The following is a 25,927-nucleotide window of genomic DNA, read 5'->3' as shown; positions in this document are numbered from 1 at the left end:
CGGAGCCGGCACGCGCGGTCACGAATCTACCGCGTCGGCGCCCGGGTGGGCGCAAAGCCGGTGCCTGCCACGGATCAGGCCAAGTGCCAGCGCCGGCTGTGCGGCCCCTGCTTCGCGAACACGTGCGCGAGGTGCTTCTTGACCGTGTTGACACTGATGCCGAGCCGCTCGGCGATCTGCTTGTTGGTCATGTCCCGGTGCATGAGCGACAGCACCTCGTCTTCTCGTGCAGTCAGCCGGAGGGCCGGCGTGGTGCCGCCGGACGCCGACCGCCCGCCGCTGGCCTTCGCGCGCAGCACGCACAGGTACAGCGCCTGCACCACCGGCCCCGGAAAGCCCAGGGTACCCGCCAGCACGGCGTCCAGCGATTGCGCAAGCTGCTCGGCGCTCGCGGCCCACTCGACGCTGCCGCGCGCCTGGCTGCGGAGCGCGGCATCCAGGCCCTGCGGGGACGGCGCCTCCCAGCCGAGGAGCCAGTCGGTGGCGGGAAAGCGGCGGCGCAGACCGTCCAGGCTGGAGACGCTCTCCGGCGCCATCAGCGCGATGTCCACCAGCAGCAGGCGAGGCGCCTGCTGCCGGCAGCGGGCTTCCAGCTCGAAGAGGCTGTTCACCTGCACGCACGCGACCTCGTACATCCGCCCGGCCCGCTGCCGCGAGGCCAGCAGGCCTTGCCCGAACCGCGGTGATGCACGGCTGGGGCCGGTGGCGACAAGCACCGGCACGCGGAGATCGGCCGCAGGGCAAGGGAGGTCGGGGAACGCCGGCTGAAATGCCAACAGCGCAGCTGGCGCGGCTGGTGCGGAGGGCGTGAATGGCGACAGGGGACGCAAGCCCTGCATGAACGGCAGCGGGTCTGCGTTCCACGCAGGTTCCAGCCCAGCAGACGGCAGTGGGACTTGTTCCATGGTTTCCCTCCGAGGTGCCTATTGGGAGGCAGCCGGAGCTTAATGATAAAGATCACAAATTTGCACCAACAGGTCTGCCGACCTCGCAAGGTATCAAAGGGTAAGGGCGCGCGATCGGCGCGGCACATCACCCAGTGGGTGACAACTTTTATCCTATGGACAGGGCGCAGCCCGGCGGTTCAGCATCCCTTTCTGCTGATATGTGAACGTGGTTGATCGCCAGTGCATGCAGGTCAATCGGGAGCACTGATTCCAGTCGGCGCATCTTTTCAACCAAGGAGTTCCCATGGCTGCGCTCAACCTGACGGCCGGCTCGACCGTCACCCTGGATGAATCCGCCAATTTGCAGAACCTTGCCGCTACTCCCGCTGCTGCCGGCGACAGTAACGACAATGACATCTCCGCAAGTTCGCTGCCCACCGCCTTCAGCACCCGCCTGGCGGCCCAAGGCGTCGGCACCGCCATCAACGCGGCGCTGAGTGGCTACAACGGGAGCAACACCGGCACCAACGCCTTCACGTTCAGCGTGACGGGCACGGTCACCGACATGTCCTTCACGGACGCGAACGGCGCGCCGCTCAATGGCCTGGACAGCGGCCTCAATACGGCCGACGGCGAAGACATCTTCCTGTACACCGACGCGACCAACAACAACGTCGTCTACGGAAAGACCGCCCTCAATGTCGTCGTGTTCGCCGCCTACCTGGAAGAGACGGGCAGCCCGGTGAACGGCGCCAAGATCTGGACCGTCCAGTACGAAGCGATGTCGAACCCCGACGCGGCCAACGCCGACGATCCGATCGACCTGACGGACAAGGTCTTCGTCAGCGTCAGCCAGGACACGGAGTTCAACCTCGCCGACGCGCCCTCCGGCCAGAACCTGTTCCTGATGTTCACGACCGGCAGTCCGACCATCGTCGATGGCCGGATCTCCAACGTGTCGATCATCGCGACCGGCAAGGACCCGGCCAACCAGTCCGGGGCCAATCCCAACAGCACCGCCGACGACATCAACATCTCGACCGGCGACACGATCAACACCAGCAAGGCGGGCGGGCCGACCACGTTCGGCACCAACAGCCAGATGATCACCGAGCAGGAAGGCATCCGCTTCACGTTCGTGACGGGCGCCCGGGCGGACGTCACCATTCCGAACCAGGACCAGAACGAGGCCGACCTGGAGTCGAACATCGACTTCACCGGCATGTTCGGCGCGAGGACCGCCGACTTCGACGTGGTGCAGCTGCAAAGCGGCAAGAGTGCCCAGGTCAAGATCTCGGCCTTCAGCACGGCGGCGGAGTCCGGCAACAGTTTCATCGACGGCTATGCAGGCGACGCGACGGTGGCGATCACCAGCGTGCGCGTGCTCAATTCCGTCACCGGGGCCGTGCTCGAAACCTTCTCGGCCGGTGCCGAAGGCGGACTGAGTTCGAGCCTTGCCATCAGCATCACCGGCGGCGTCGCGACCATCACCGGCGTCGTGGCCGGCCAATCGATCGAGTACACGACGTCGGCGGACCACAACCGCGTGCTCATCGAGAACGGGGCGGCCCTCAATGCCTCGGGCAACACGCACGCGGACTTCGACATCGGCGGCTTCCGGCTGCTGAGGTCGTCCACCGCCACGGCGCAGATCGGCTCGCAGATGATCTTCGAGGACGACGGCCCGAGCATCGCGGTGGCCGATACGGCGCCCCCTGACGCATTGACGGTGGACGAGAGTGCCCTGGCCACCAACGCATCGGCCAGCTTCGCCGACAACTTCTCCAGCACGCCGAGCTACGGTGCGGACGGCGCAGGCACGGTCACCAGCGCCTACGCGCTGAGCCTGAAGACCAGCGGCGCGGACTCCGGGCTGGACGACGTGGCCACCGGCAACAGCGTGTTCCTGTTCCTCAATGCTTCGGGCGTCGTCGAGGGACGCCAGGGCACGGACGCCGCGGCGGCCGCCACGGGCGACATCGTCTTCACGGTGAGCGTCAACGCCGCCGGCACGGTCACGCTCGACCAGGTACGTGCCGTCGTGCACCCGAACGCCGCCAACCCGGACGATTCGAAGACGCTGGCCGCGGCCGACCTGATCGTGCTGACGCGCACCGACACCATCACCGACAGGGACGGCGACCCGAACACGGGTTCGGACTTCCTCAACATCGGCCAGGCCCTGAACTTCGAGGACGACGGCCCGAGCATCGCGGTCGCCGACACGGCGCCGCCCGACGCATTGACGGTGGACGAGACCGCCCTGGCCACCAACGCATCGGCCAGCTTCGCCGACAACTTCTCCAGCACGCCGACCTATGGCGCGGACGGCGCAGGCACGACCAGCAGCGCCTACGCGCTCAGCGTCAAGAGCGCGGGCGTTGCCTCGGGCCTCGTCGACACCCTGACGAATCAGAGCGTGGTGCTGACCGTCAACGCCGGCGTGGTCGAAGGGCGTACCGCCATCAGCGGCGCACTGGTCTTCACCGTCAGCGTGGACGCTGCGGGCCTCGTCACGCTCGACCAGCTGCGTGCCGTCGTGCATCCGGACACCACCAACCCGGACGACTCGAAGACGCTGGCCGCGGCCGACCTGGTCGTGCTGACACGCACCGACACCATCACCGACAAGGACGGTGACCAGAACACGGGCTCGGACTTCCTCAACATCGGCCAGGCCCTGAACTTCGAGGACGATGGCCCGAGCATCGTGGTCACCGACACGGCGCCGCCCGACACGTTGACGGTGGACGAAACCGCCCTGGCCACCAACGCGTCGGCCAGCTTCGCCGACAACTTCTCCAGCACGCCGACCTATGGCGCGGACGGCGCAGGCACGACCAGCAGCGCCTACGCGCTCAGCGTCAAGAGCGCGGGCGTTGCCTCGGGCCTCGTCGACACCCTGACGAATCAGAGCGTGGTGCTGACCGTCAACGCCGGCGTGGTCGAAGGGCGTACCGCCATCAGCGGCGCACTGGTCTTCACCGTCAGCGTGGACGCTGCGGGCCTCGTCACGCTCGACCAGCTGCGCGCCGTCGTGCACCCGGACGCCACCAACCCGGACGATTCGAAGACGCTCGCCGCAGCCGACTTGATCGTGCTGACGCGCACCGACACCGTCACCGACAAGGACGGCGACCAGAACACCGGCGCGGACTTCCTGAACATCGGCCAGGCCTTGAACTTCGAGGATGACGGGCCGAGCATCACGGTGGCCGACACGGCGGCCGCCGATCCACTGACGGTGGACGAAACCATCCTGGCCACCAACGCGTCGGCCAGCTTCGCCGACAACTTCACCAGCACGCCGACCTACGGCGCGGACGGCGCAGGCACGGTCACCAGCGCCTACGCGCTGAGCGTCAAGAGCGCGGGCGTCGCCTCGGGCCTGGTCGACACGCTCAGCAACCAGAGCGTGGTGTTGACCCTCACCGCCGGCGGCGTGGTCGAAGGGCGCACGGCCGGCAGCGGATTGCTGGTCTTCACCGTCAGCGTGAACGCCGCGGGCCTCGTCACGCTCGACCAGCAGCGCGCCGTCGTGCATCCGGACGCCACCAACCCGGACGATTCGAAGACGCTTTCTGCGGCCGACCTGGTCGTGCTGACCCGCACCGACACCATCACCGACAAGGACGGCGACCAGAACACGGGCTCGGACTTCCTCAACATCGGCCAGGCCCTGAACTTCGAGGACGACGGCCCGACCATCCTGGCCCGCACCGACCTCATCTACGCGAACACCAGCAACCCGTCGCCCGGTGGCACCGGCACCTTCGACTACGAGATCGGCGCCGACGCGCGGTCGAGCTACAGCGTCTCCAACTCCGACTTTTCAGCGATCACGCTGACCGGCACGGTGGGCAATGCGGCGATCACCAGCCCGACGGTGACCTGGTCTGCCGAGACGGCGACGGGCGCCTCCTTCGCCGTGAGTTTCAGCTACAAGCCGGACCCGGGCTCGGCCACCACCACCAACGCGACCGGCACGCTGAGCTTCGACAAGGTGAACGGCACCTACTCGCTCACGCTGAATGCGCCCATCGCGGGCTTCAACACCGTCTCGACCGGCCAGGCGCTGGGCTTCACCGGCTACACGGTGGGCACATCGACGGTCGACCAGACGCAGCCCGACGTGTCGGTGGCCCAGTTGAGCAGCAACTTCTTCGTGCAGTTCACCGGCTACAGCGAGCCGGGCGGCGGCACCGGTGCCAACAACATCCAGGCGATCGCTCCGGCAGCCCCATTGGGCACGGCCAACGGAACCGCCTTCGTGAACGGCGAGCTGTTCAAGCAGGCAGGGACGTGGGTGAGTGTGTCCAACCTGGCCAACGGCGTGGCGGGCGACACCATCCAGCAGGGCGAGGTGCTGGACCTCGACTTCTTCGCCGCGAACCCGTTCGGCTTCACGACTGCGACGCCGACCACGCAGGCCGCCGGCATGTTCCTCAAGTTCGACGGCATCGGCAGCGAGGACCTGGTGCTCGTGCTCAAGCTGGTGGACCCGGACGACGGCAGCCGCACGACGAAGGCCATCATCATCGACAACGCCGACATCATCAAATCCGGCGGCACCATTCCGGCCCCATACAGCATCTCGCTGGACAACAACGACGGCGCGGTCATCATCGAGTCGAACGACTTCAACACCGGCACCGAGAACTACGTCATCGAAGGGGCACAGCTGCTGGTGTCGACTGAAGGCGTGACGGGCACGGCCATCAACCTCAATGCGCTGACCGGGGCCGGCGGCAACAGCACCACGCTGCAGGAATTCTCGGGAACACCCGGCACGGCCAACCCCGAAGCGGCCACGTCCGACAACGACGTCATCAAGATCTCGGACATCGGCTTCGTCACCCTCAACAGCGGCCAGCTCGACGCCAACCTGCAGTTCTCGCTGGCGGTCAAGGACGCCGACGGCGACGCCACCGCGACGCAGGTGCTGGACGTCGGCATCGTCGGCGGCACCGCCTTCACCGGCGGTGCGGACAACGAAGCGATCCAGGGCAGCGCGGGCAACGACACGCTCAACGGCGGCGGCGGCAACGACACGCTGACCGGCGGACTGGGCAAGGACACGCTCATCGGGGGCGATGGCAACGATATCTACGACTTCAATGCCGTGGCCGAGAGTGCGGCCGGTGCGAACCGGGACGTGGTCTCCGGATTCATGAGCGGTGCGGACACGCTCGACCTGTCGGGCATCGACGCCATTTCGGGCAACGCGAACGCGGACGATGCCTTCAGCTACCTCGGCGATGCAGCGTTCACCAACGTGGCCGGACAGCTGAGGTTCGATGTCGCCACCCAGACGCTGCAGGCCGATATCGACGGCAACGGCACCGCCGACTTCGAGGTGCAACTGGCGGGTGTCGTGGCGCCGCCACCGCTGGACGACTTCTTCATGTAGGCCCAGGCATTGCGTGGAAGCGAGGGCGGCCCTACCGACCGCCCTCGTCAGCCGCAGCGGTCCGGGCCGGGGCGCGTCAGCGTTGCTCGCACTCAGAACAGGCTGCCCTGCCCTTGCGCGCCGGGCGGGCGGAACGCGCTGGTGTCCAGCGCGATCCGCTCGCGGTTGAAGCCCAGCCGGTGCGTCGCCTTCTGGAAGCGCTGGTGGATCAGGTCGGCCCACAGGCCGGCGCCCTTCATGCGCGTGGCGAAGTCGGCGTCGTAGTCCTTGCCGCCGCGCATCTCGTGGATGCGCGCCATCACGCGATCGGCGCGCTGTGGGTAGTGCAGCTCGAGCCATTCCTTGAAGAGCGGCGCCACCTCCCACGGCAGCCGCACCACCGTGTAGAAGGCGCTGCGCGCGCCGGCCTCCCAGGCGGCTTCGAGCACCTGCTCCATGTCTTCGGTGATGAACGGAATCTGCGGCGCCACGCTCACGCCCACCGGCACGCCGGCCTCGGCCAGGGTGCGGATGGTGCGCAGCCGCCGGTGCGGTGCGGCAGCGCGCGGCTCGAGCTTGCGCGCCAGTTCGCCGTCGAGCGTGGTGATCGTGACGTACACGGCCGCGAGCCGGTCGGCGGCCATGGGCGCGATCAGGTCGAGGTCGCGCTCGACCGCGCTCGACTTGGTGACCAGCGCGAATGGATGCCGCACCTCGCTCAGCAGCTCGATCACGCCGCGCGTGAGCCGCAGCTCGCGCTCGATCGGCTGGTAGCAGTCGGTGGCGGTGCCGATCGCAAGGTTGCTGGGGCGGTAGCCCTTGCGCCCGAGTTCGGCGCGCAGCACCTCGACGAGGTTGCGCTTGGCGATGAGCTTGGTCTCGAAGTCGAGGCCGGGCGACAGGTTCAGGTAGCTGTGCGTGGGCCGCGCAAAGCAGTAGATGCAGCCGTGCTCGCAGCCGCGGTACGGGTTGAGCGAGCGATCGAAGGGGATGTCGGGCGACTCGTTGCTGCTGAGCACCGACTTCACGTCCTCGAAGCGCACCTCGGTGGCCAGCGGCAGCAGCCCGGCGGCCTCGGCTTCGCCGTCTTCCAGCGTGCCCCAGCCGTCGTCGAAGGCGTCGCGTTCGTCTTTGGAGAACCGGTGCGCGAGCCGCGTGGCCGCGCCTCGGCCCTTGATGATGTGGATGGGAACCTGGGCGGCGGGCATGGCGAGTCCTTGGGAGGAAACAGGAAACAAGTCGAATAACTGTTTATTCATACAGTATTTCACTTTTGATCTCGACATGCACAGTTTTTTATTTCTGTCTTGACAGAAATTCAGGAATTCCTAAACTCGACGCCATGGAACTCACCGACATTCAACGCAAGTTCGTCCTGCACTGGGGCGAGATGGGCTCCATGTGGGGCGTGAACCGCACGGTCTCGCAGATCCACGCCCTGCTCTTCGCGCACGGCAAGCCGATGCACGCCGAAGAGCTGTCGGAAACGCTGGGCGTGGCCCGCTCCAACGTCAGCAACAGCCTGAAGGAACTGCAGGCCTGGAACCTCGTGCGCGTCACCCACACGCTGGGCGACCGGCGCGACTACTTCGAGACCAGCGTCGACGTGTGGGAGCTGTTTCGCACCGTGGTGCGCGAGCGCAAGGAGCGCGAGTTCGACCCCACCATCCGCGTGCTGCGCGAGATCGTTTCCAGCCCCGATTTCCAGAAGGAGCCGCCCGATGCGCAGGATCGCATCCGCTCCACCATGGACCTCATGACCAAGCTCGCCACCTGGGCCGACGAAATGCTGCGGCTGTCGCCCGGCACGCTCGACAAGGTGCTCACGCTCGGCGCCAGCGTGCAGAAGTTCGTGCGCGGCGACAGCCCACCGCCACCCGCCCCTCCTGGCGCGGGCAAGGGCGACGACCCCGACGCGCACCACGCCAGCCTGCCCATGATCTGAGAAAGGCCGCGGCCTTTTTTTTGCCTTTTTATTTCTGTTTTGACTGAAATATCGAGAACCAAGAGCACCATGACCCGCTTCGCCCCCGCCACCTACCCGCTCACGGTCTATTTCGACGCCACCTGCCCGCTGTGCACGGCCGAGATGGGCGCCATGCAGGCGCGCGACAGCGCAAAGCGACTGCGCCTGGTCGACTGCTCGCCCATCGGTTTCGCAAACGGCCCGGCGCCGCGCGAGGCGCTGATGCGTTCGCTGCACGCGGTCGATGCCGCAGGCCAACTGCGCGTGGGCGTGGATGCGATCCGCGCCTGCCGCGCCGCGGTGGGCCTGCCGGCCGGCGGCGCGGTGCTCGACCTGCCGGTGGTCGGCCGGCTGGCCGATCGCGCCTACGCGGTGCTGGCCCGCAACCGCTACCGGCTGCCGCGCTGGCTGGTCCTGCGGCTCGCGGGGCACGGTGCGATCGCGCCAGCGACATGCGCCGACGACCACTGCAAGCTCTAGAAAAAACCCACGCTGTCACACCCCACCCGCCCACGTCCGAAGGAGTTTTCGATGCCCGACGTCTTCCAGCCCGACTTCCGCCTGCCCGGCACCGCGCGGCCCGCGCCGCCTGCCGTCGAAGGCCACGTGAGCCGTGAGGACACGCAGGACTATTTCACCGAGGTCGCCGACGACTACCGCGCCTGGAGCCCCAGCTACAACATGCACTTCGGCTTCTGGCGCCTGGGCCTGAACCCGCTGCGGCGCGAGGGCATGCTGATCGAGATGAACCGCACCGTCGGCCGAGCACTGCAACTCGACACCGCCACCCATGCCCCGCGCTGCGTGCTCGACCTGGGCTGCGGCGCCGGCGCCACCTCGCGCACGCTGGTCGGCGACGACCCCGCGCTGCATGCGGTCACGGTGACCAACGTGCCGGTGCAGAACGGCATCGCCGCGCGGCTCGACGCCCGGGCCGGCGTGGCCGACCGCGTCGCGCACGTCGAGGCCGACTACACCCGCACCGGCCTGCCCGCCGCCCAGGCCGACGGCGCCTGGGCGCTCGAAAGCGCCTGCTACGCCGAGGGCACCGCCAAGGCCGACTTCGTGCGCGAGGCCGCGCGGCTGCTCAAGCCCGGCGCGCGGCTGGTGGTGGTCGACGGCTTCCTGCTGCGCCGCCGGCCGGGCCGCCTCGCGGGCTGGCTGCACCGCCTGTGGGCCGACAGCTGGGCCGTGCCCACGCTGGCTGTGCGCGACGACTTCACGGCCGCGCTGCGCGCGCACGGCTTCGAGGACATCGCGTTCACCTCGCTGCGCTGGCGCGTGGCACCGAGCGCGCTGCACATCCCCGTGCTGGCCACCCGCTTCACGCTGGCCGAACTCTGGAAGGCGCGCGGCAGGCTCAGCCCCTGGCGCCGCAAGCACATCGTGGCCAGCTACTGCGCGCTCGCGCTGGGCATGTTCTGGCGCGACTTCGACTACGCCATGGTGACGGCCCGGCGCAGCGCCAGCTGAGACTGCACAAAAAAGAGGAGAAGAGATTTCCATGCGCACCGAGCCCGAAGAAAGCAAACTCGCCGACCTGCCGGCCAACGACGACGTGCCGGCCCCCAAGCCCGTGCGCGGCATGCCCTTCGGCTGGTTCTGGCCCATGTTCGCCGGCGCGGCGCTGGCGCTAGTGCTGCGCCTCGTCTTCAGCGGCGGCCCCGGCGAGCCCTTCTCGGCCATGCTGGGCTCCTTCGTCTACTTCGCGCCCGCGGCGTGCGGCGCGGTCACGGTGTACCTGGCCGAGCGCATCGAGCGGCGCAGCTGGGGCTACTACCTCTGGGCGCCGTGGGTGGCCACCGCGCTGTTCGTGGGCGGCACGCTGATGGTGTTCATCGAAGGCATCATCTGCGCCGCCTTCATCGTGCCGCTGTTCGCGGTGATGGGCAGCGTCGGCGGGCTGGCCATGGGCATCGTGTGCCGCATCACCAACTGGCCCAGGCCCGCGCTGTACAGCGTCGCCCTGGTGCCGCTGCTGCTCGGCGGCATCGAGCCGCAATGGCCCAACCCCGACCAGTTCTCGAACACCTCGCGCACGCTCTTCATCGCGGCGCCGGCCGAGCGTGTGTGGCACGAGCTCAACGCCGCGCGCGACATCCGCCCCAGCGAAGTCGGCGACGCGTGGGCCTACCGCGTCGGCGTGCCGATGCCGGTGTCGGGCGTGACCGTCGACACGCCCGAGGGCCGCGTGCGCCAGGTGCAGTGGCAGAAGAACGTGCACTTCGAAGAGGTCGTCACCGAGTGGCAGCCCGATCGCCTGCTGAAGTGGCGCTTCCGCTTCACGCCCGACTCCTTTCCCGCCGGCGCGCTCGACGACCACGTGATGATCGGCGGCCAGTATTTCGACCTGCGCGACGCCACCTACACCCTGACCCCGCGCGACGGCGGCACCGAGCTGCGCGTCGCGGTGTCGTGGCGGCTGAGCACGCGCTTCAACTGGTATGCGGACCCGGTCATGCAGTTCCTGCTTGGCGACGCCTCCGAGAACATCCTGCGCTTCTACAAGGCGCGCAGCGAAGCCACCCAGGCGGTGGCGGGATGAGCGCGCCACCCGTCTTCCAGCAGGCGCTCGGCCCTGCGTGGGACCGGCTCGGCGACGTGATCCGCCGCCACTACACGATGGCGCCGTTCTCCGACGACTACGTCTGCGTGCGCGGCACGATGAGCGAGGTCTGGCACGCCCCGTGGGCCGCGCTGCTGATGCCCTTCGGCCGGCTGTTCGGCGCGCTCGTTCCCCACCAGGGTACCCAGGTGCCGATCGAGGTGCACTACCGCTGCCACCCCGAGAACGCCCACCTCTACTGGGACCGCGTCTTCCACTTCCCGGGCAGGCCGCCTTTTCATTTCCGTTCGCACATGGAACATGACGCGGCGCAAGGCAGCGAGGTGATCGAATACGTGCGCTTCGGCATCGGCATGCGCCTGGCGGTGAGCGCGGAAGACGGTGCGCTCGTGTTCCGCGACCGGGGCTACATCTGGCGCCTCGCGGGGCTGCGCATTCCGCTGCCGCTGGGCCTTTTTCTCGGCACCGCCTACGTCGAGGAGCGGCCCGACCCGTCCGACCCCGACCACTTCACGATGAAGATGCTGCTGCGCCACCGCTGGTTCGGCGACGTGTTTCGCTACAGCGGACGCTTCCGCCTCGGTTCACAATGAGCCCACCATGCCGCGCCGCCCTGAAAACCTCTACGCCCAGTACCACGCTCACATCTACTTCGCCCCCGCCACGCTGGCGCAGGCGCGCGAGCTCAGCGAGCGCGCCGGCCGTGAGCTGATGGTGGTGGTGGGCCGGGTGCACGAACGCCTGGTCGGCCCGCACCCGCACTGGAGCTGCCAGCTGGCCTTCGACGCCGCCGAGTTCGACGAAGTCATCGGCTGGCTCGAAGCCAACCGCAACGGCCTGGACGTGTTCGTGCACGGCGTGACCGGCGACGACTTCGCGGACCACACGGCGCATGCGATGTGGCTGGGCGAAGAGAGCGCGCTCGATCTGCGGATGTTCCGGCGCTAGGCCTGCGCCAGCAGGGCGCAGACCTCCTCATCTGTCGTCTGCGAGAAGTCCTCATACCAGGCGCCGACCGCGCGAAACACCGTCGGGCATCGCACGCACAGCACGTCGTCGGCTTCGCGCTGCAAGGCCTCGCAGGCCTCGGGCGACGCCACGGGCACGGCGGCGATGACGGTGCCGGCGCCCTGTCGCCGCAGTCCGCGAACCGCAGCACGCATGGTGGCTCCGGTGGCAAGTCCGTCGTCGATCACGAGCACCGTGCGGCCTTGCACCTCGCACGCCGGGCGATCACCGCGATAGACCTGCGTGCGGCGCGCCAACTCGGCGAGTTCAGCACGGACCACGGCATCGATCTCCGAAGGACGCAGGTCCAGCGTGCGCACCAGGTGTTCGTCGATCTCGGGCACGCCGTCGCCCGCGAGCGCGCCGAAGGCGTACTCGGGTTGTTCGGGCAGGCCCAGCTTGCGTACCACCAGCACGTCGAGCGGCAAGCGCAGCGCGCGGGCCACCTCGAAGGCCACCGGCACGCCGCCGCGCGGCAGCGCCAGCACCACGGCGTCCGCAAAACCACCGCGCCGCTGCAACAAGGCAGCGAGCTGGCGGCCGGCCTGTGCGCGATCACGAAACTTCACGGCGTGTGCTCCCGACACGGGATGTTCACACGCGGTTCGCGTCGAGGCGAGCCCCGGCGCAAAGACCCGGATCGCGGCGTGCGTTACGCAGCCTCTTGCGTTTCCGCCTCGGCGTCCGATGTGCCGCCGTGGACCTTGAAGAACTGCGCCCCTTCGACCTTCTGCCCGATGGCCTGCTCATACGCCGCGCGCACATCGTCGGGCTGCCCGGCCTGCCCGAAGAAGTCCTTCAGGTACGGTCCCAGCAGCGGATGCGCAGCCAGTTCCTCGCGCGGCAGGCCGTGCAGCATCTCGTCGCGGCAGGCCGAGGGCAGGAACACGTCGCGGTTCTTCTCGGGGTCGCGGATCAGGCCCTTGGGCTCGTGCGACGGGTCGGACTGCATCGACTCGAGTTCTTCGAAGAAACGCCGGCGCATCATCACGATGCCCTTGTCGCTCTGGCCCAGCTTCTCGCGCGTGCGGTCGGTGACGGTGCCCTGCCCGACCCAGACCACGAAGTCCTGGTTGGCGACGTGGCTGGTGATCCAGCGGCCCGTGGCCGGGTCCTTGATGGGGCCATACCACGAGGGAATGCGTTCCTGCACATAGGGCTCCTGCTCGGTGGGCACGCGGCTGAGCACCCACAGCACGCTCAGCGTGTGGTGGTCGTCGATGGGCACGCGCCATTCGAAGTGGTGGCCCAGGAAGAAGCCGTTGGGCCACAGCGTGACACGGCCGGTGGTCCACATCACGTTGTCTTCGCGCTCACCGCCACGCAGGCGCTTGTAGACGAAGCCGTGCTCGAACTCCTCGAAGGCCAGCTTCAGGTGCGTGGGCACGTAGGGGCCTTCGTCGCCCTGCAGGCGCGTGGTCCAGTTGTTGTGCGTCCACTCGAAGTGCACGGGGTCGATGGAGTTCTCCTGGCACTGGAACCAGTTGCAGGGAATCTCGGCGAACACGGCCTGCGCGAAACCGTTCTTGCAATTGAAGAGTTCCCAGCCGGGCAGCAGCGGCGCGGGCTGCGGGCCCATGTAGGCCCACAGCAGGCCGGCCTTTTCCTGCACGGGGTAGGCCTTGATCTTCGTGTTCTTGCGCATGCGCGCGTCGGGGTCCAGCGTTTCTTCAAAGGGCTGGTGGATGCACTGGCCGCTCGTGTCGTACTGCCAGCCGTGGTAGCTGCAGCGCAGGCCGCACTTCTCCACGTAGCCGTACGACATGTCGGCATTGCGGTGCGGGCAGCGGCGGTCGACGAGGCCGTAGTTGCCGCTCAGGTCCTTGTAGAGCACGAGGTCCTCGCCGAGGATGCGCAGCGGCTTCACGGCCTTGTCGTCGAACTCGCTGGCGCCGGCGATCGGGTGCCAGTAGCGGCGCAGGTAATCGCCCATGGGCTTGCCCGGCCCCACTTCGGTCAGCAGGCGGTTCTTTTCTTCGCTCAACATACATCGTCTCCTTGTCTGCGGGTGTCTGTGTCGTCAGTCGGCGCGGATGCCGAACTCGCGCACCAGCTTGCCGAAGCGCTGGTCGTCGTCGGCGATCTGGCGGGCCAGCACGGCCGGCTCGCCGCCCACGGGCTCGATGCCGAGCGCGGCCATGCGGGCCTGCACGTCGGGCATCTTCAAAATCTCGTTGACGTGGCGGTTGAGCGTCTGCACCACCTCGGCCGGCATCGCCTTCGGGCCGAGCAGGCCCATCCAGGCGCTCACGTCCATGTCGCGGTAGCCCAGCTCCAGGAAGGTGGGCACGTTGGGCATGAGCTTCGTGCGCTGGCGCTCGGCCACGGCCAGCGGCACCAGCTTGCCGGCGGCGATGTGGCCCGCCACCGCGCCGGGCGTGATCCAGCCCACGCTCACGTGGCCGCCCAGCGTGTCGTTGACCACCGGCGCCACGCCGCGGTACGGCGCGTGTGCAATGGCCACGCCGGCGTCCTTGTTGAAGAGCTCGCCCGCAATGTGCATCGGCGAGCCCGCGCCCGGCGTGCCGTAGGTGAAGGCCTTGCCGGCCTTGGCGCCGGCCACGAGCTGCGCCACGGTCTGGATGCCGCTCGTGGGCGCCGTGACCATCAGCACCGGGATGTTGCCAGTCTTGACGATGGGGGTGAAGTCTTTCACCACGTCGTGCGCCACGCCGGGGCCGGCCTTGAGCACGTGTTGCGCGATGGGGAAGGTGCTGGGCGTGAAGAGCAGCGTGTAGCCGTCGGCCGGCGCCTTCGCGACCCAGGCGTTGCCGATCATGCCGCTCGCGCCGGGGCGGTTGTCGACCAGCACCGGCTGGCCCAGGCGCTGCGCGAGCTTCTCGGCGTAGGTGCGCGCGATGGCGTCGGTGTCGCCGCCGGCCGGGTAGGCGACGACGAGGGTGACCGGCTTCGCGGGCCACGATTGCGCCAGCGCCGCTGTCGCGGCGCACAGCAAAAGAATGGCTCCTGCAGCGGCACAGACCATGTTTCGTTGGTGGAACATCTTGCGTTTTCCTTCTTGGTGGGACGACGTGGGGGTGTCGTCGGACTGTAGGAATGGCGCCGCGCGGCCAGAAGATATAGTTTCACTGAGTGAACCTTTTTTCTTCGGAGGCGGCATGTCGGACACCACCGGCGCGCACAGCGTGAAGTCGATCGACGCCCTGCGCCGCGGGCTCGACGTGATGCTGGCGATCCAGCGTTCGTCGGCCGTCACGCTGCAGGAGCTGCACCGGCAGACCGGCCTGTCGAAGGCCACGCTGCTGCGCATCCTGAAGACGCTGCAGCAGGCCGGCTGGGTGGAGCGCAACGAGCTGGAGAAGCGCTACGTGCCCACCTCGGCCACTGGCCAGTCAGGGGCTGCTGCAGCGTGGCGCACGCGGCTCACGGCCCTGGCGGCGTCGCCGCGCGCCACGCTGCAGCGGCTGGTGCCGTGGCCGATCGACCTGGGCGTGCGCGACGGCACGGCGATGCTCATCCTCGACACCGACCGGCCGCGCAACGGCCTGGCGGTGAACTACCGCGCGCTGGGCTTTCGTCCGCCGATGCTGCTGTCGTCGCTCGGGCGTTGCTACCTCGCGTTCTGCCCCGAAGACGAGCGGCGCGAAATCGTTGCCGCACTGGCGCGCTCACCCAACGACTTCGACCGCGGCGCGCGGCGCCCCGACAGCATTCGCCGCATGGTGGCGCATGCGCGCGACCAGGGCTACGCGGCGCGCGACCCCACGTCCACCAGCCTCGATTCGCCCGACCGCTTCGGCGCGGTGTCGGTGCCGGTGCGGCTGGGCGAGCAGGTGGTGGGTTGCCTCAGCTGCGCGTGGCTGCCGTCGGTGAAGAGCGAGCGCGAGATCGTGTCAGCGCACCTGGGCGACCTGCAACAGGCCGCGCAAAGCATCGAACGCCGGCTGCGGCAGGACGGCCTCGGCCTGCCGCCCGCGAGCGCCTGAAGAAGCAGCGTCAGAACTCCGCGTCGAGTTCGTCGATCTCGTCGGGCTCCTGCAGCGCGGCGGCCACCCATTCCTTCATGGCGGGCAGCTCCATCACGCGCTTGCAGTACGCGGCGCACACGCTGTCGAGCGCCACGTCGTAGCTCAGGAAGCGCGTGACCACGGGCGCATACATCGCGTCGGCCATGCCGGGCTGCTTGCCGAAGAGGAACGGGCCGCCGTAGGCCTTCAGGCACTCGCGCCAGATGGCGACGATGCGGTCGATGTCGCCCTGCGCGCGCGACCACACCTTGAAGTTCTTGAAGCGGGCCTTGATGTTCATCGGCAGCGCGCCGCGCATCGAGGCGAAGCCCGAGTGCATCTCGCCGCAGATGGCGCGGCAGTGCGCACGCGCCGCGGCGTCGGCGGGCAGCAGGCCGGCCTTGGGCTTGATCTCGTTCAGGTACTCGCCGATGGCCAGCGTGTCCCACACCTTGATGCCGCCATGCTGCAGCGAAGGCACCAGCATCGACGACGACAGCAGCAGCATCTCGGCCTTCATGGCCGGGTCGTCGGGCGGAATGACCTTCTCGCTGAAGTCCAGCCCCGCGAGCCTGCACATCAGCCAGCCGCGCAGCGCCCAGGCGCCGTAGTTCTTGCTGCTGATCGTGAGAACGGGTTTGGCCATCGCGACACTCCTTGGACGATGCGGGCTGTGTGCAAGCGCCGTGCCACACGGTTGGCCCGCAACTTGCCTGCAGCGGGGGCATGCTGTACCGCGCTTACCAGAACCAGGCCGACCTGCTCTCGCCATGGCGGCTCACCGCGCAGTACCTGGGCCGCGCCCTCTGGCAGGACGGCACCGAACGCACCGCGCTGCGGCGCATGGCCGCGCGCTGCGAGGTCTTCTCGCGCATGCGGCTCACCCACACGCGGCCGGCCTACGGCATCGACAGCGTGGTGGTCGACGGCGCCGAGGTGCCCGTGCACGAAGAGGCCGCGCTGGTCTCGCCTTTCGGGACGCTGTTGCACTTTCGCAAGGCACACACCGAAGCGGTGCACCCGCGCGTGCTGCTGGTCGCACCACTGTCGGGCCATTTCGCGACCTTGCTGCGCGAAACCGTGCGCACGCTGCTGCGCGACCACGACGTGTACCTGACCGACTGGCACAACGCGCGCGACGTGCCGCTGTGGCAGGGCCGCTTCGGGCTGGACGACTACACGCTGCAGCTGATGCGCTTCGTCGAGGCCGTGGGCCCGGGCGCGCACATGGTGGCCGTGTGCCAGCCCTGCGTGGCCGCGCTGGCCGCGACCGCGCTCATGGCGGAAGACGACCACCCGGCCACGCCGCGCAGCCTCACGCTGATGGCGGGGCCGGTCGATTGCCGCATCAACCCGACCGGCGTGAACGTGCTCGCGACCAGCAAGCCCATCGAGTGGTTCCGCCGCAACCTCATCAGCCACGTGCCGTGGCCGCATGCAGGCGCGATGCGGCGCGTGTACCCGGGCTTCCTGCAGCTCACGGCCTTCATGAGCATGAACCCCGAGCGCCACAAGAAGCAGTTCGAGGACATGGAGCGCCTGCTGGTCGAGGGCGAACTCGAGAAGGCCCGCACCATCGCCGACTTCTACGACGAGTACCTGGCGGTGAACGACCTGCCGGCCGAGTTCTACCTGGAGACCGTCGAGCGCGTGTTCCAGACCTATGACCTGCCGCGCGGCGTGCTCACCGTGGCCGGGCGCACCGTGAACCCCGCGGCGATCCGGCGCACCGCGCTGCTCACGGTGGAAGGCGAGCGCGACGACATCTGCGCGGTCGGCCAGACCGTGGCCGCGCAAGACCTGTGCAGCGGCATCCGCCCGTACCTCAAGACGCACCACCTGCAGGCCGGCGTGGGGCACTACGGCGTGTTCAGCGGCAGCAAATGGAACACGCAGATCTACCCGCGCGTGCGCGAGACGATCCACGCGGCCGACGAACTGCACTGAGCGCAACCCGCGTTCAATCTGGCAGAGACCGCGGGGGCTTTGGTTGCCCGAACACCCCCGGCTTCCTACAATCGACCCTATGAACGTCATGGTTTTCATCCCCGGTTTCGATCGCGCGGCGGCCTCTGCGGCCCCGGGCGACGCGCGCGTGCGCGCACCCGCGGCGATGACGGCGAGGTCGCAGCAGACCCTCGCACATCCCTGAGCCCGGCGGTCAGCCTCCTTTTCTCTTCAGCGCACATCGACCGTCGGGCACCCGCCCCGCGCGGTCGCGCGTCCTGGCTTTGATCCGCCCGGGCGACGCACCACTTCCCCCAGCGTCCGACCTTCTTCCCGCCTCCGGCCCCGTGTCGCGCGGAAGGACCTCGCCCGCTTCGCCGTCGTGTTTCGTCGTGAGGATTTCCCCGTGGTGGCTCTTGCCTGCTCCCCTTCCGTCTCTTTTTCGCCTTCGCCTACCCTGCCGCCCTGGCCCGCCTGGCTGTCGTTCGACGCGCTGCGCCGCCGCCTGCTGCGGCCGGCCGAGCTGCGCATCGACGTCGATCCGAAGAAGGGCCGCCCGAGCGAGCCGCTGACGCCCGTGTACGAGCGCATGCGCGCCATGGGCGAGCGCGTGCAGGACCTGCCCGCGCTGCGCCTGGACGACCCCGACCTGCGCGCGCGCTTTCGCGAGGCCGACGGCGAGACCTACGTGTACATCGAGGACGTGCGCCACCAGCGGCTGGTCGGCTACACCGTGTTCAACCGCCTCATCGAACTCGACCGCCGCGCCGACCGCCACATCCGCGCGCCGCATTCGCAGTACGACCCCGCCTACCAGCGGCGCGGGCTGGCCACGGCCGTGTACCGCTGGGCACTGGGCAGCGGCATGTGCCTGATGAGCGGCGCGCGCCAGTCGCCGGGCGCGCACGCGCTGTGGCTGCGCCTGGGGCGCGACTACACGACGGGCTTTGTCGACCTGCGCGAGAAACGGCTGAGCTACCTGGGCGACGAAGTGGATGGCGATACGCTGTCGCAGCTGCACACGCGCATGTTCATGCTCGGCGAAGGCTGGACGCTGGAGCGTTTCGGTAGCGAAACGCGCATGGCAATGCTCGAAGCCGCCTAAGCCTGCGGCAATCGCTCGCGCAGGAACCCGATGAGCTCCTGCGCCGCCACGTTGCGCATCGGCCCCGGCAGGTAGGCCAGCACCACGCGCCGCTCGATGCGCGGCGCCGACAGCGGCACCACGGCCAGCTCGGGGTCGCGCAGCGACGAGGTGTACAGCTGCGGCATCAGCCCCAGCGCCTGCCCGCTGCGCACCAATGCATAGAGCGTTTCGGAATAGCTCACGCGGTACGGCTGCGAGCCCTGCGCGAACTGTGCGCGCGCCGGGTCGCCCAGCGCCGGCATGCTGCCGCTTTCGAACAGCACGAGGCGCTCGCTGCCGATGGCCTCCCAGCGCGCCTCGCCGGCCGCCGCCAGCGCGTGGTCGCTGCGCACCACGAGCACCAGCGGGTCACGGAACAGGTCGATGCAGGCCAAGCCACCCGGCGGCTCGGTGATCGCGGCCACGGCCATGTCGAGCTGGCCGCTGCGCAGCTCGGCCAGCAGCACCGTGGAGGGCGCGTCGCGCCAGGCCAGTTCCACCTCGCCGCGCTGCTGCAGGAAGCCGGCCGCCGCCGCCGCGACGCGCGCGCTGGCCGAGGGAATCACGCCCACGCGCACGTAGGCCCGGCCGCGCTGCACCGTGCTTTCGATGTCGCGCAGCGCCACCTCGAAGGTGTGAACCAGGAAATCGGTGCGCGCCAGCACCTCGGCGCCGACGGGCGTGAGTTCGAGCCGGTGGGTGGAGCGGGTCAGCAGCTCGGCGCCGAGCAGCTTTTCCATCTGCTTGATCGCGTTGCTCAGCGCGGGCTGCGTGATGGCGAGCCGGCGCGCCGCGCGGCCGAAGTGCCCTTCCTCGACCAGCACCGAGAAACACTGCAGCTGGCGCAGCGTGAGCGCACGCAGGGGCAAGGCGGCCATGGGCATCCTGGTTATCGATTCAATGAATCAAATTATAGAAATTCAAAATTTTCCTTATGAGCACGCACTGCCTAGACTGCGCCGCATGACCCTTGCCGCGCCTGCGCCCGCCGCCGCTCCTTTCACGCTCGAAGCGATGCTGCGCGCCATTCCCAAGGTGGAACTGCACTGCCACCTTTTCGGCACCGTGCGCCACGACACCTTCCGCCAGCTCAATCAGCGCGCCGGCGCGCCGCTGGCCGACGCGGAAATCGACGGCTTCTACACGCGCGGCGAAAAGCCCGTGGGCGTGCTGCGCGTGCTGCGCGCACTCGACGCCCAGCTGGTGCGCAGCGCCGACGACCTGTACCAGCTCACGCTCGAATACCTGCAGGACGCGGCCTCGCACCAGGTGCGCTACGCCGAGTTCTTCTGGAACCCGACCGGCACGGTGCACGGCTCGGGCATTGCGTACCCGCTCGCGCAGGGCGCCATCGTCCGCGCGATCCACGATGCGCAGCAGGCCTTCGGCATCACCGGCCGGCTCATTGCCGCCATCGACCGCGAGGCCAGCGCCGAGGCGGCCGTGGAGATGGTCGAGTGGGTCCAGGCCCACCGCTGCGACGAGGTGATCGGCATCGGCATCGACTACCGCGAGAACGACCGGCCGCCCGAGCTCTTCGCCCGCGCGTACGCCGAGGCGAAGAAGGCCGGCCTCAAGACCACCGCGCACGCCGGCGAGTTCGGCATGCCCTGGACCAACGTGCGCACCGCGCTCGAGCTGCTGCAGGTCGACCGCATCGACCACGGCTACACGGTGGTCGACCAGCCCGACTTCGCGCGCCAGTGCGCCGAGCGCGGCGTGATCTTCACCGTGGTGCCGACCAACTCCTACTACCTGCGCACGCTGCCGCCCGAGCGCTGGGCGCAGGACCACCCGATCCGCCGCATGCCCGGCCTGGGCCTGCGCATCCACCCGAACACCGACGACCCGACGCTGCACCAGGTCACGCCCACGGGCGCCTGGCTGATGATGGTGCGCGACTTCGGCTTCGGCCTGGACGACCTGCGCGGCTTCATGCACAACGGCCTGGACGGCGCGTGGATCGACGACACGCAGCGCCGCCAGTGGCGCGCCGAATGGAGCGCCGACTTCGACGCGCTGCGCGCCCGCCTGCCCTCCGAACCCACGCCTTCCGCCACCCCCCTTCCCCGGATGACCCTGCCATGACCATGAACCGCCGCCTGATCCTCGCTGCCGCCGCACTCTGCGCCGCCCTGCCCACGGGCGCCCTCGCCCAGCCAGCCTGGCCTGCTGCCAAGCCCCTCACGCTGATCGTGCCCTTCACGGCCGGCGGCAGCGTGGACGTCAACGCCCGCCTCGTGGCGCAGCGCCTGGGCGAGCGGCTCAAGCAGTCGGTCGTGATCGAGAACGTGAGCGGCGCGGGCGGCGCCATCGGCGTGGCCAAGGCCGTGAGCGCGGCGCCCGACGGCTACACGCTGGTGGTCGGTCCCGACAGCGCCATCGCCATCGGCCGGCTGGTCAACCCCTCGGCCTTCCGCTTCGATCCGCTGAAAGACCTGGCGCCCGTCGGCCTGCTCAACACCGCGCCGATGGTGCTGGTGGCGCGCCCCGGCCTGGACGTGCGCAGCTACGCCGACTTCGTGAAGCTCGCCAAGGCCCAGCCCGGCCACTACAACTACGCCACCTCGGGCGTGGGCACCGTGCTGCAGCTGGCGATGGAACTGCTCAAGGAACGCAGCGGCATCTTCGTGACCCACGTGCCCTACCGCGGCGGTGCGCAGATCGCCACCGACGTGATCGGCGACCAGGTCGACCTCGCGATGCTGGTGAGCACCAGCGCCATCCCGCACGTGAACGGCAAGCGCCTGAAGGCCCTGGGCATCACCGGCAGCCAGCGCCTGCCGGCGCTCGCGCAGGTGCCCACCTTCAACGAGATGCCCGGCCTCAAGGGCTACGACATGGTGAGCTGGACCGGCATCTTCGCGCCCGCGAAGACGCCGCCGGCCGTGGTGGCGCGGCTCAACCAGGAACTGAATGCGGTGCTGCAGGAGGAAGGCGTGCGCGCCAAGCTGGCGGAGCAAGGCGCATTGCCGGGCAGCGGAACGCCGGAGGCGTTCGGGAAGTTCGTGCAGTCGGAGTACGCACGCAACAAGAAGATCGTCGAAACCGCCAACATCAAAGAGTAAAAAGCTCGCCCCCAGGCTGCGCGCACTTCGTGTCGCTTCGCCAACCCCCTACCGGGGGCAACACCTGAGGCCCGGCAAAGCCGGTTCCTCGGTGTTCGCTTGAAGGGGCCGACGGCGAGTCGGTCAGTGGCTGGCTGAAAAGGCTCAGCCGGCCTTTTCGTTGCTCTCGTCTTCCGGCCAGTCGCGGATGTAGGCCTTGAGCATCTTGTTCTCGAAGTTCTGCGCGTCGACCACGGCCTTGGCCACGTCGTAGAAGCTGATCACGCCCATGAGCATGCGCTTGTCCATCACGGGCATGTAGCGCGCGTGGCGCTCCAGCATGATGCGGCGGATTTCGTCGAGGTCGGTTTCGAGCGTGCAGGTGACGGGCGCGTCGTCCATGGCCTTGCGCACCAGCGTGGTCCCGACCTGGCCGCCGTTGTTGACGACGGCCACGATCACTTCACGGAACGTGAGCATGCCGACCAGGTCGCCGTGCTCCATGACCACCAGCGAACCGATGTCCTTGTCCGCCATGGTCTTGGCGGCTTCCGCCAGCGGGTCGTCGGGCGTGGTGGTGAAGAGCGTGTTGCCCTTGACGCGAAGAATGTCGCTGACTTTCATGGTGGTGCTCCTCTCGGGGATTCGTCGTTCTCGGCGTCGTGCCGATTTGAATATAGCCCACAATCGACGCCGACCCGAACGCCCCTGTCGCCTGTGCAAGCATTGCCGGCGTCACGGGGCATTGCGAAGAGACAACAGAAAGGCCTTCATGCCCGGTTATTCCGACCCCGGTTTCGACACCCTCGCGCTGCACGCCGGCGCCGCCCCCGACCCCACCACCGGCGCGCGGGCCGTTCCCATCCACCTGACGACCTCCTTCGTCTTCGAATCCAGCGACCACGCGGCCGCGCTGTTCAACCTGGAACGCGCCGGCCACGTCTACTCGCGCATCAGCAACCCGACCAACGCGGTGCTGGAGCAGCGCGTGTCGGCGCTCGAAGGCGGCATCGGCGCCATCGCCACGGCCAGCGGCCAGGCGGCGCTGCACCTTTCGGTGGCCACGCTGATGGGCGCGGGCTCGCACATCGTCGCGAGCACCGCGCTGTACGGCGGCTCGCAGAACCTGCTGCATTACACGATGCGCCGCTTCGGCATCGAGACCACCTTCGTGAAGCCCGGCGATCTCGACGCCTGGCGCGCCGCGGTACGCCCCGAGACCAAGCTCTTCTTCGGCGAGACCGTGGGCAACCCGGGCCTGGACGTGCTCGACATCCCCGCCGTGAGCGACATCGCCCACGAAGCCGGCGTGCCGCTGCTGGTCGACTCCACGCTCACCTCGCCCTACCTCATCAAGCCCTTCGACTGGGGCGCCGACCTGGTCTACCACTCGGCCACCAAGTTCCTCTCGGGCCACGGCACCGTCATTGGCGGCGTGGTGGTCGACGGCGGCAGCTTCGACTGGGAGAAGTCGGGCAAGTTCGCCGAGCTCACGCAGGCCTACGACGGCTTCCACAACATGGTGTTCAGCGAGGAAAGCACCGTCGGCGCCTTCCTGCTGCGCGCGCGCCGCGAAGGCCTGCGCGACTTCGGCGCCTCGATGAGCCCGCACACGGCGTGGCTGATCCTGCAGGGCATCGAGACGCTGCCGCTGCGCATGGAGCGCCACATCGACAACACGCAGAAGGTGGTCGAGTTCCTGGCCAGCCATCCGTTCGTGTCGCGCGTGGGACATCCGCTGATCGAGTCGCACCCGAGCCATGCGCTCGCGCAGAAGCTGCTGCGCCACGGTGCGCGCGGTGCCGGCGCGGTGTTCAGCTTCGACATCAAGGGCAGCCGCGCGCAGGGCAAGGCCTTCATCGAGGCGCTCAAGCTGTTCAGCCACCTGGCCAACGTGGGCGACTGCCGCAGCCTGGTGATCCACCCGGCCAGCACCACGCACTTCCGCATGACCGACGAGGCGCTGGCGGGCGCGGGCATTTCGCAGGGCACGATCCGCCTGTCGATCGGCCTGGAAGACCCGGCCGACCTGATCGACGACCTCAAGCGCGCGCTGAAGGCCGCGGAAAAGGCGGGTGCCTGAGATGAACTACACCGTCAACGGCCACGACACCTACTGCTACACCGCAGGCAAGCCCTTCGATGCGGCCAAGCCCACGGTGGTGTTCATCCACGGCGTGCTCAACGACCACAGCGTGTGGATTCTGCAAAGCCGCTGGTTCGCCAACCACGGCTGGAACGTGCTGGCGGTCGACCTGCCGGGCCACTGCAAGAGCGCCGGCGCGCCGCCGGCCAGCGTGGAAGAGGCGGCGCAGTTCGTCATCGCGCTGCTCGACGCGGCGGGCGTGCAGAAGGCCGCGCTGGTCGGCCACAGCTTCGGCTCGCTGATCGCGCTCGAAACCACGGCGCGCGCGCCGGAGCGCATCACGCAGCTCGCGATGGTCGGCACGGCCTACCCGATGGTGGTGTCGCCCGCGTTGCTCGAAAGCTCGGTGAGCGATCCGCAGCGCGCCATCGCGATGGTCAACACCTTCTCGCACTCGCTGCTGGCACCGCCGCCCTCGTCGCTCGGCCCGGGCACGTGGCTGTACGGCAGCTCGCGCGCGCTGATGCGCCGCGTGCTCGCGAGCAACCGCGAGGCCAATGTGTTCCACATCGGCTTCAAGGCCTGCAACGACTACGCCAACGGCGAAGCCGCGATGGAGAAGGTGCAGTGCCCCGTGCTGTTCCTCCTGGGCGACGCCGACCAGATGACGCCGCCGCGCGCCACCAAGGCGCTGGTGGGCAAGGCGCGCAACGCCAAGGTGGTGACGGTGCATGCCGGCCACGCGCTGATGAGCGAGGCGCCGGACGAGGTGCTGTTCGCGCTGCGCGACTTCGTCGCGGGCTGAAAACTGCGAAGAGCGCCGGGCGGCCTAGCTGCCCAGCGCGTTGATGTCCGCCGGATCGAGCAGCACCTTGCGTGCCCCCCGGCGCGCCACCGCGAGCATCGCGCGGCCCACCTTCTCGGTGGTGGTCACGCGGTCGGGCCACCAGCGGTGGGCCAGCCCGAGCACGGGCTTGAGCACCACGATCGCGGCGTCGTACAGCGGCGTCTTCGAGCGCACGCCGTGCAGCGGCTGGATCATCCCGGGCCGGAACATGTAGGACGCGCGAAACGGCAGGCGCATCAGCGCGTTCTCGGTCGCGCCCTTCACGCGCGCCCACATGCGTTCGCCGCGCTCGCTGCTGTCGGTGCCCGCGCCCGTCACGTAGGTGAAGGTCATGCCCGGGTTGAGCCGCGCCAGCACGGTGGCGGCTGCGATCGTCAGGTCGTAGGTGATGCGCTTGTACTCGGGCTCCTTCATGCCGACCGACGACACGCCCAGGCAGAAGAAGCAGGCATCGAAGCCCGTCAGCTGCGACTCGATGGCGCGGTAGTCGAACATGTCGGTGTGCACCAGGTCCTGCAGCTTGGGATGCTGCTGCCCGGTGGCGCTGCGTCCCACGGCCACCACGCGTTCCACGTCGGGCGCCAGCAGGCACTCGCGCAGCACGCCCTGCCCCACCATGCCGGTGGCGCCAAAGATCAGGATGTTCATGGGAAGGAAGCTCCGAAGAGGTCAGACCGCGAAGGCCGCGGGCTTTTTCTCGAGCACGGCCAGCAGCAGGTCGACGTCGAGGCTGGAAGGCTGCGGCGGCTGCAGCGCGCCGAGCAGCCGCGACAGCGTTTCGATGTGCGGCAGCAGCGGACCGAGAAAGCGCGTGCCGTCGGCGCCGGCCACCAGCAAGGTCGGGAAGGTCTCGACGTCGAAGGCGTCGGCGATCTCGGCGTGGTCCTCGATGTCGACCCAGGCGAAGCGGAACTGCGGGTGCGCCTTTGCCAACTCGACCAGCAGCGGCCGGTAGTCGCGGCAGGTGCCGCACCATTCGGCGCACAGGCAGACGACCCACAGCGCGTTGGCATCGGCGGAAGAATCGACGGGGACGACGGGAACAGCGCTCAAGGTGGATACGGCGAAGGTGGGATGGCGAACCCGGGTG

24 protein-coding genes are annotated in these 25,927 nt (G+C 68.7%); 14 read left to right on the top strand and 10 right to left on the bottom strand.

Annotated elements, in window-relative coordinates; genetic code table 11:
* Nucleotides 1–74: 74 nt before the first annotated feature.
* Nucleotides 75–905 carry a helix-turn-helix transcriptional regulator gene (locus AC07OX_RS10395; protein ID WP_495260422.1) on the bottom strand — a complete coding sequence of 277 codons (831 nt, stop codon included), beginning with the start codon at nucleotides 903–905 and terminating at the stop codon, nucleotides 75–77.
* A 286-nt stretch (nucleotides 906–1,191) separates the two neighbouring features.
* Here AC07OX_RS10395 and AC07OX_RS10390 point away from each other — a divergent pair, with 286 nt between their 5' ends.
* Nucleotides 1,192–6,297, top strand: a complete 5,106-nt coding sequence (locus AC07OX_RS10390; RefSeq protein WP_495260423.1) for a DUF5801 repeats-in-toxin domain-containing protein — start codon at nucleotides 1,192–1,194, stop codon at nucleotides 6,295–6,297.
* A 92-nt stretch (nucleotides 6,298–6,389) separates the two neighbouring features.
* Here the strand turns inward: AC07OX_RS10390 and AC07OX_RS10385 are convergent, their stop codons facing one another.
* Complete coding sequence (locus AC07OX_RS10385; RefSeq protein ID WP_495260424.1) at nucleotides 6,390–7,484, bottom strand: PA0069 family radical SAM protein; 1,095 nt, start codon at nucleotides 7,482–7,484, stop codon at nucleotides 6,390–6,392.
* A gap of 134 nt (nucleotides 7,485–7,618) precedes the next feature.
* Here AC07OX_RS10385 and AC07OX_RS10380 point away from each other — a divergent pair, with 134 nt between their 5' ends.
* The 6 genes from AC07OX_RS10380 (at nucleotide 7,619) to AC07OX_RS10355 (ending at nucleotide 11,756) form a co-directional block, all read left to right on the top strand.
* Nucleotides 7,619–8,221, top strand: a complete 603-nt coding sequence (locus AC07OX_RS10380; protein ID WP_159277636.1) for a GbsR/MarR family transcriptional regulator — start codon at nucleotides 7,619–7,621, stop codon at nucleotides 8,219–8,221.
* A gap of 69 nt (nucleotides 8,222–8,290) precedes the next feature.
* Nucleotides 8,291–8,722, top strand: coding sequence for a thiol-disulfide oxidoreductase DCC family protein (locus AC07OX_RS10375; RefSeq protein ID WP_495260425.1), 432 nt, complete (start codon nucleotides 8,291–8,293; stop codon nucleotides 8,720–8,722).
* Between the two features lie 51 nt (nucleotides 8,723–8,773).
* Nucleotides 8,774–9,715: an SAM-dependent methyltransferase gene (locus AC07OX_RS10370; RefSeq protein ID WP_495260426.1), complete on the top strand. Its 942-nt coding sequence runs from the start codon at nucleotides 8,774–8,776 to the stop codon at nucleotides 9,713–9,715.
* 31 nt (nucleotides 9,716–9,746) lie between these two features.
* A complete protein-coding gene (locus AC07OX_RS10365) occupies nucleotides 9,747–10,787 on the top strand; it encodes an SRPBCC family protein (protein ID WP_495260427.1) in 1,041 nt (346 codons plus the stop codon).
* Entirely contained in the window at nucleotides 10,784–11,401 is a 618-nt protein-coding gene (locus AC07OX_RS10360) for a DUF4166 domain-containing protein (RefSeq protein WP_495260428.1), read from the top strand. Before AC07OX_RS10365 ends, AC07OX_RS10360 begins: the two co-directional genes overlap by 4 nt.
* A gap of 7 nt (nucleotides 11,402–11,408) precedes the next feature.
* Entirely contained in the window at nucleotides 11,409–11,756 is a 348-nt protein-coding gene (locus AC07OX_RS10355; RefSeq protein ID WP_495260429.1) for a DOPA 4,5-dioxygenase family protein, read from the top strand.
* Here the strand turns inward: AC07OX_RS10355 and AC07OX_RS10350 are convergent.
* The 3 genes from AC07OX_RS10350 to AC07OX_RS10340 form a co-directional block, all read right to left on the bottom strand.
* The gene (locus tag AC07OX_RS10350; protein ID WP_495260430.1) at nucleotides 11,753–12,385 is read right to left on the bottom strand and encodes a phosphoribosyltransferase; all 633 of its coding nucleotides are present in this window, start codon (nucleotides 12,383–12,385) and stop codon (nucleotides 11,753–11,755) included. The genes AC07OX_RS10355 and AC07OX_RS10350 overlap by 4 nt on opposite strands.
* A gap of 83 nt (nucleotides 12,386–12,468) precedes the next feature.
* A complete protein-coding gene (locus AC07OX_RS10345) occupies nucleotides 12,469–13,803 on the bottom strand; it encodes a Rieske 2Fe-2S domain-containing protein (RefSeq protein ID WP_495260431.1) in 1,335 nt (444 codons plus the stop codon).
* 33 nt (nucleotides 13,804–13,836) lie between these two features.
* Complete coding sequence (locus AC07OX_RS10340) at nucleotides 13,837–14,820, bottom strand: Bug family tripartite tricarboxylate transporter substrate binding protein (protein ID WP_495260432.1); 984 nt, start codon at nucleotides 14,818–14,820, stop codon at nucleotides 13,837–13,839.
* A 115-nt stretch (nucleotides 14,821–14,935) separates the two neighbouring features.
* Here AC07OX_RS10340 and AC07OX_RS10335 point away from each other — a divergent pair, with 115 nt between their 5' ends.
* Nucleotides 14,936–15,763 (top strand): helix-turn-helix domain-containing protein, encoded by an 828-nt coding sequence (locus AC07OX_RS10335; RefSeq protein WP_495260433.1) that lies wholly within the window; start codon nucleotides 14,936–14,938, stop codon nucleotides 15,761–15,763.
* Between the two features lie 10 nt (nucleotides 15,764–15,773).
* Here AC07OX_RS10335 and AC07OX_RS10330 read toward each other — a convergent pair whose 3' ends face one another.
* Nucleotides 15,774–16,430: a glutathione S-transferase gene (locus AC07OX_RS10330; RefSeq protein WP_062476661.1), complete on the bottom strand. Its 657-nt coding sequence runs from the start codon at nucleotides 16,428–16,430 to the stop codon at nucleotides 15,774–15,776.
* Between the two features lie 80 nt (nucleotides 16,431–16,510).
* On the opposite strand from AC07OX_RS10330, the gene AC07OX_RS10325 reads away from it, so the two are divergent.
* Together AC07OX_RS10325 and AC07OX_RS10320 are read left to right on the top strand one after the other, a co-directional pair.
* Entirely contained in the window at nucleotides 16,511–17,731 is a 1,221-nt protein-coding gene (locus AC07OX_RS10325; RefSeq protein ID WP_495260434.1) for a polyhydroxyalkanoate depolymerase, read from the top strand.
* A gap of 406 nt (nucleotides 17,732–18,137) precedes the next feature.
* Complete coding sequence (locus AC07OX_RS10320) at nucleotides 18,138–18,836, top strand: N-acetyltransferase (RefSeq protein WP_495260435.1); 699 nt, start codon at nucleotides 18,138–18,140, stop codon at nucleotides 18,834–18,836.
* Here AC07OX_RS10320 and AC07OX_RS10315 read toward each other — a convergent pair.
* Nucleotides 18,833–19,735, bottom strand: a complete 903-nt coding sequence (locus AC07OX_RS10315; RefSeq protein WP_495260436.1) for a LysR family transcriptional regulator — start codon at nucleotides 19,733–19,735, stop codon at nucleotides 18,833–18,835. The two genes, AC07OX_RS10320 and AC07OX_RS10315, sit on opposite strands and share 4 nt — an antisense overlap.
* An 85-nt stretch (nucleotides 19,736–19,820) precedes the next feature.
* Here AC07OX_RS10315 and AC07OX_RS10310 point away from each other — a divergent pair, with 85 nt between their 5' ends.
* On the top strand, nucleotides 19,821–20,945 hold the full coding sequence (locus AC07OX_RS10310) for an adenosine deaminase family protein (RefSeq protein WP_495260437.1): 1,125 nt from the start codon (nucleotides 19,821–19,823) through the stop codon (nucleotides 20,943–20,945).
* Entirely contained in the window at nucleotides 20,942–21,925 is a 984-nt protein-coding gene (locus AC07OX_RS10305) for a Bug family tripartite tricarboxylate transporter substrate binding protein (protein WP_495260438.1), read from the top strand. Before AC07OX_RS10310 ends, AC07OX_RS10305 begins: the two co-directional genes overlap by 4 nt.
* A 144-nt stretch (nucleotides 21,926–22,069) precedes the next feature.
* Here AC07OX_RS10305 and AC07OX_RS10300 read toward each other — a convergent pair whose 3' ends face one another.
* On the bottom strand, nucleotides 22,070–22,528 hold the full coding sequence (locus AC07OX_RS10300) for a CBS domain-containing protein (RefSeq protein ID WP_062476634.1): 459 nt from the start codon (nucleotides 22,526–22,528) through the stop codon (nucleotides 22,070–22,072).
* A gap of 148 nt (nucleotides 22,529–22,676) precedes the next feature.
* Between AC07OX_RS10300 and AC07OX_RS10295 the strand changes: the two genes are divergently transcribed.
* A complete protein-coding gene (locus AC07OX_RS10295) occupies nucleotides 22,677–23,987 on the top strand; it encodes an O-acetylhomoserine aminocarboxypropyltransferase (protein ID WP_062476631.1) in 1,311 nt (436 codons plus the stop codon).
* A 1-nt stretch (nucleotide 23,988) separates the two neighbouring features.
* A complete protein-coding gene (locus tag AC07OX_RS10290; RefSeq protein WP_495260439.1) occupies nucleotides 23,989–24,795 on the top strand; it encodes an alpha/beta fold hydrolase in 807 nt (268 codons plus the stop codon).
* Nucleotides 24,796–24,819: 24 nt separating this feature from the next.
* On the opposite strand, the gene AC07OX_RS10285 is transcribed toward AC07OX_RS10290, so the two are convergent.
* Complete coding sequence (locus AC07OX_RS10285) at nucleotides 24,820–25,485, bottom strand: NAD-dependent epimerase/dehydratase family protein (RefSeq protein WP_369632093.1); 666 nt, start codon at nucleotides 25,483–25,485, stop codon at nucleotides 24,820–24,822.
* A 21-nt stretch (nucleotides 25,486–25,506) separates the two neighbouring features.
* Nucleotides 25,507–25,890 carry a thioredoxin family protein gene (locus AC07OX_RS10280; RefSeq protein WP_139705773.1) on the bottom strand — a complete coding sequence of 128 codons (384 nt, stop codon included), beginning with the start codon at nucleotides 25,888–25,890 and terminating at the stop codon, nucleotides 25,507–25,509.
* Nucleotides 25,891–25,927: the final 37 nt, after the last annotated feature.

Source organism: Variovorax sp. GW821-FHT09D07 (genome assembly GCF_059416345.1).
This window is presented reverse-complemented; position numbering and strand designations above follow the sequence as displayed.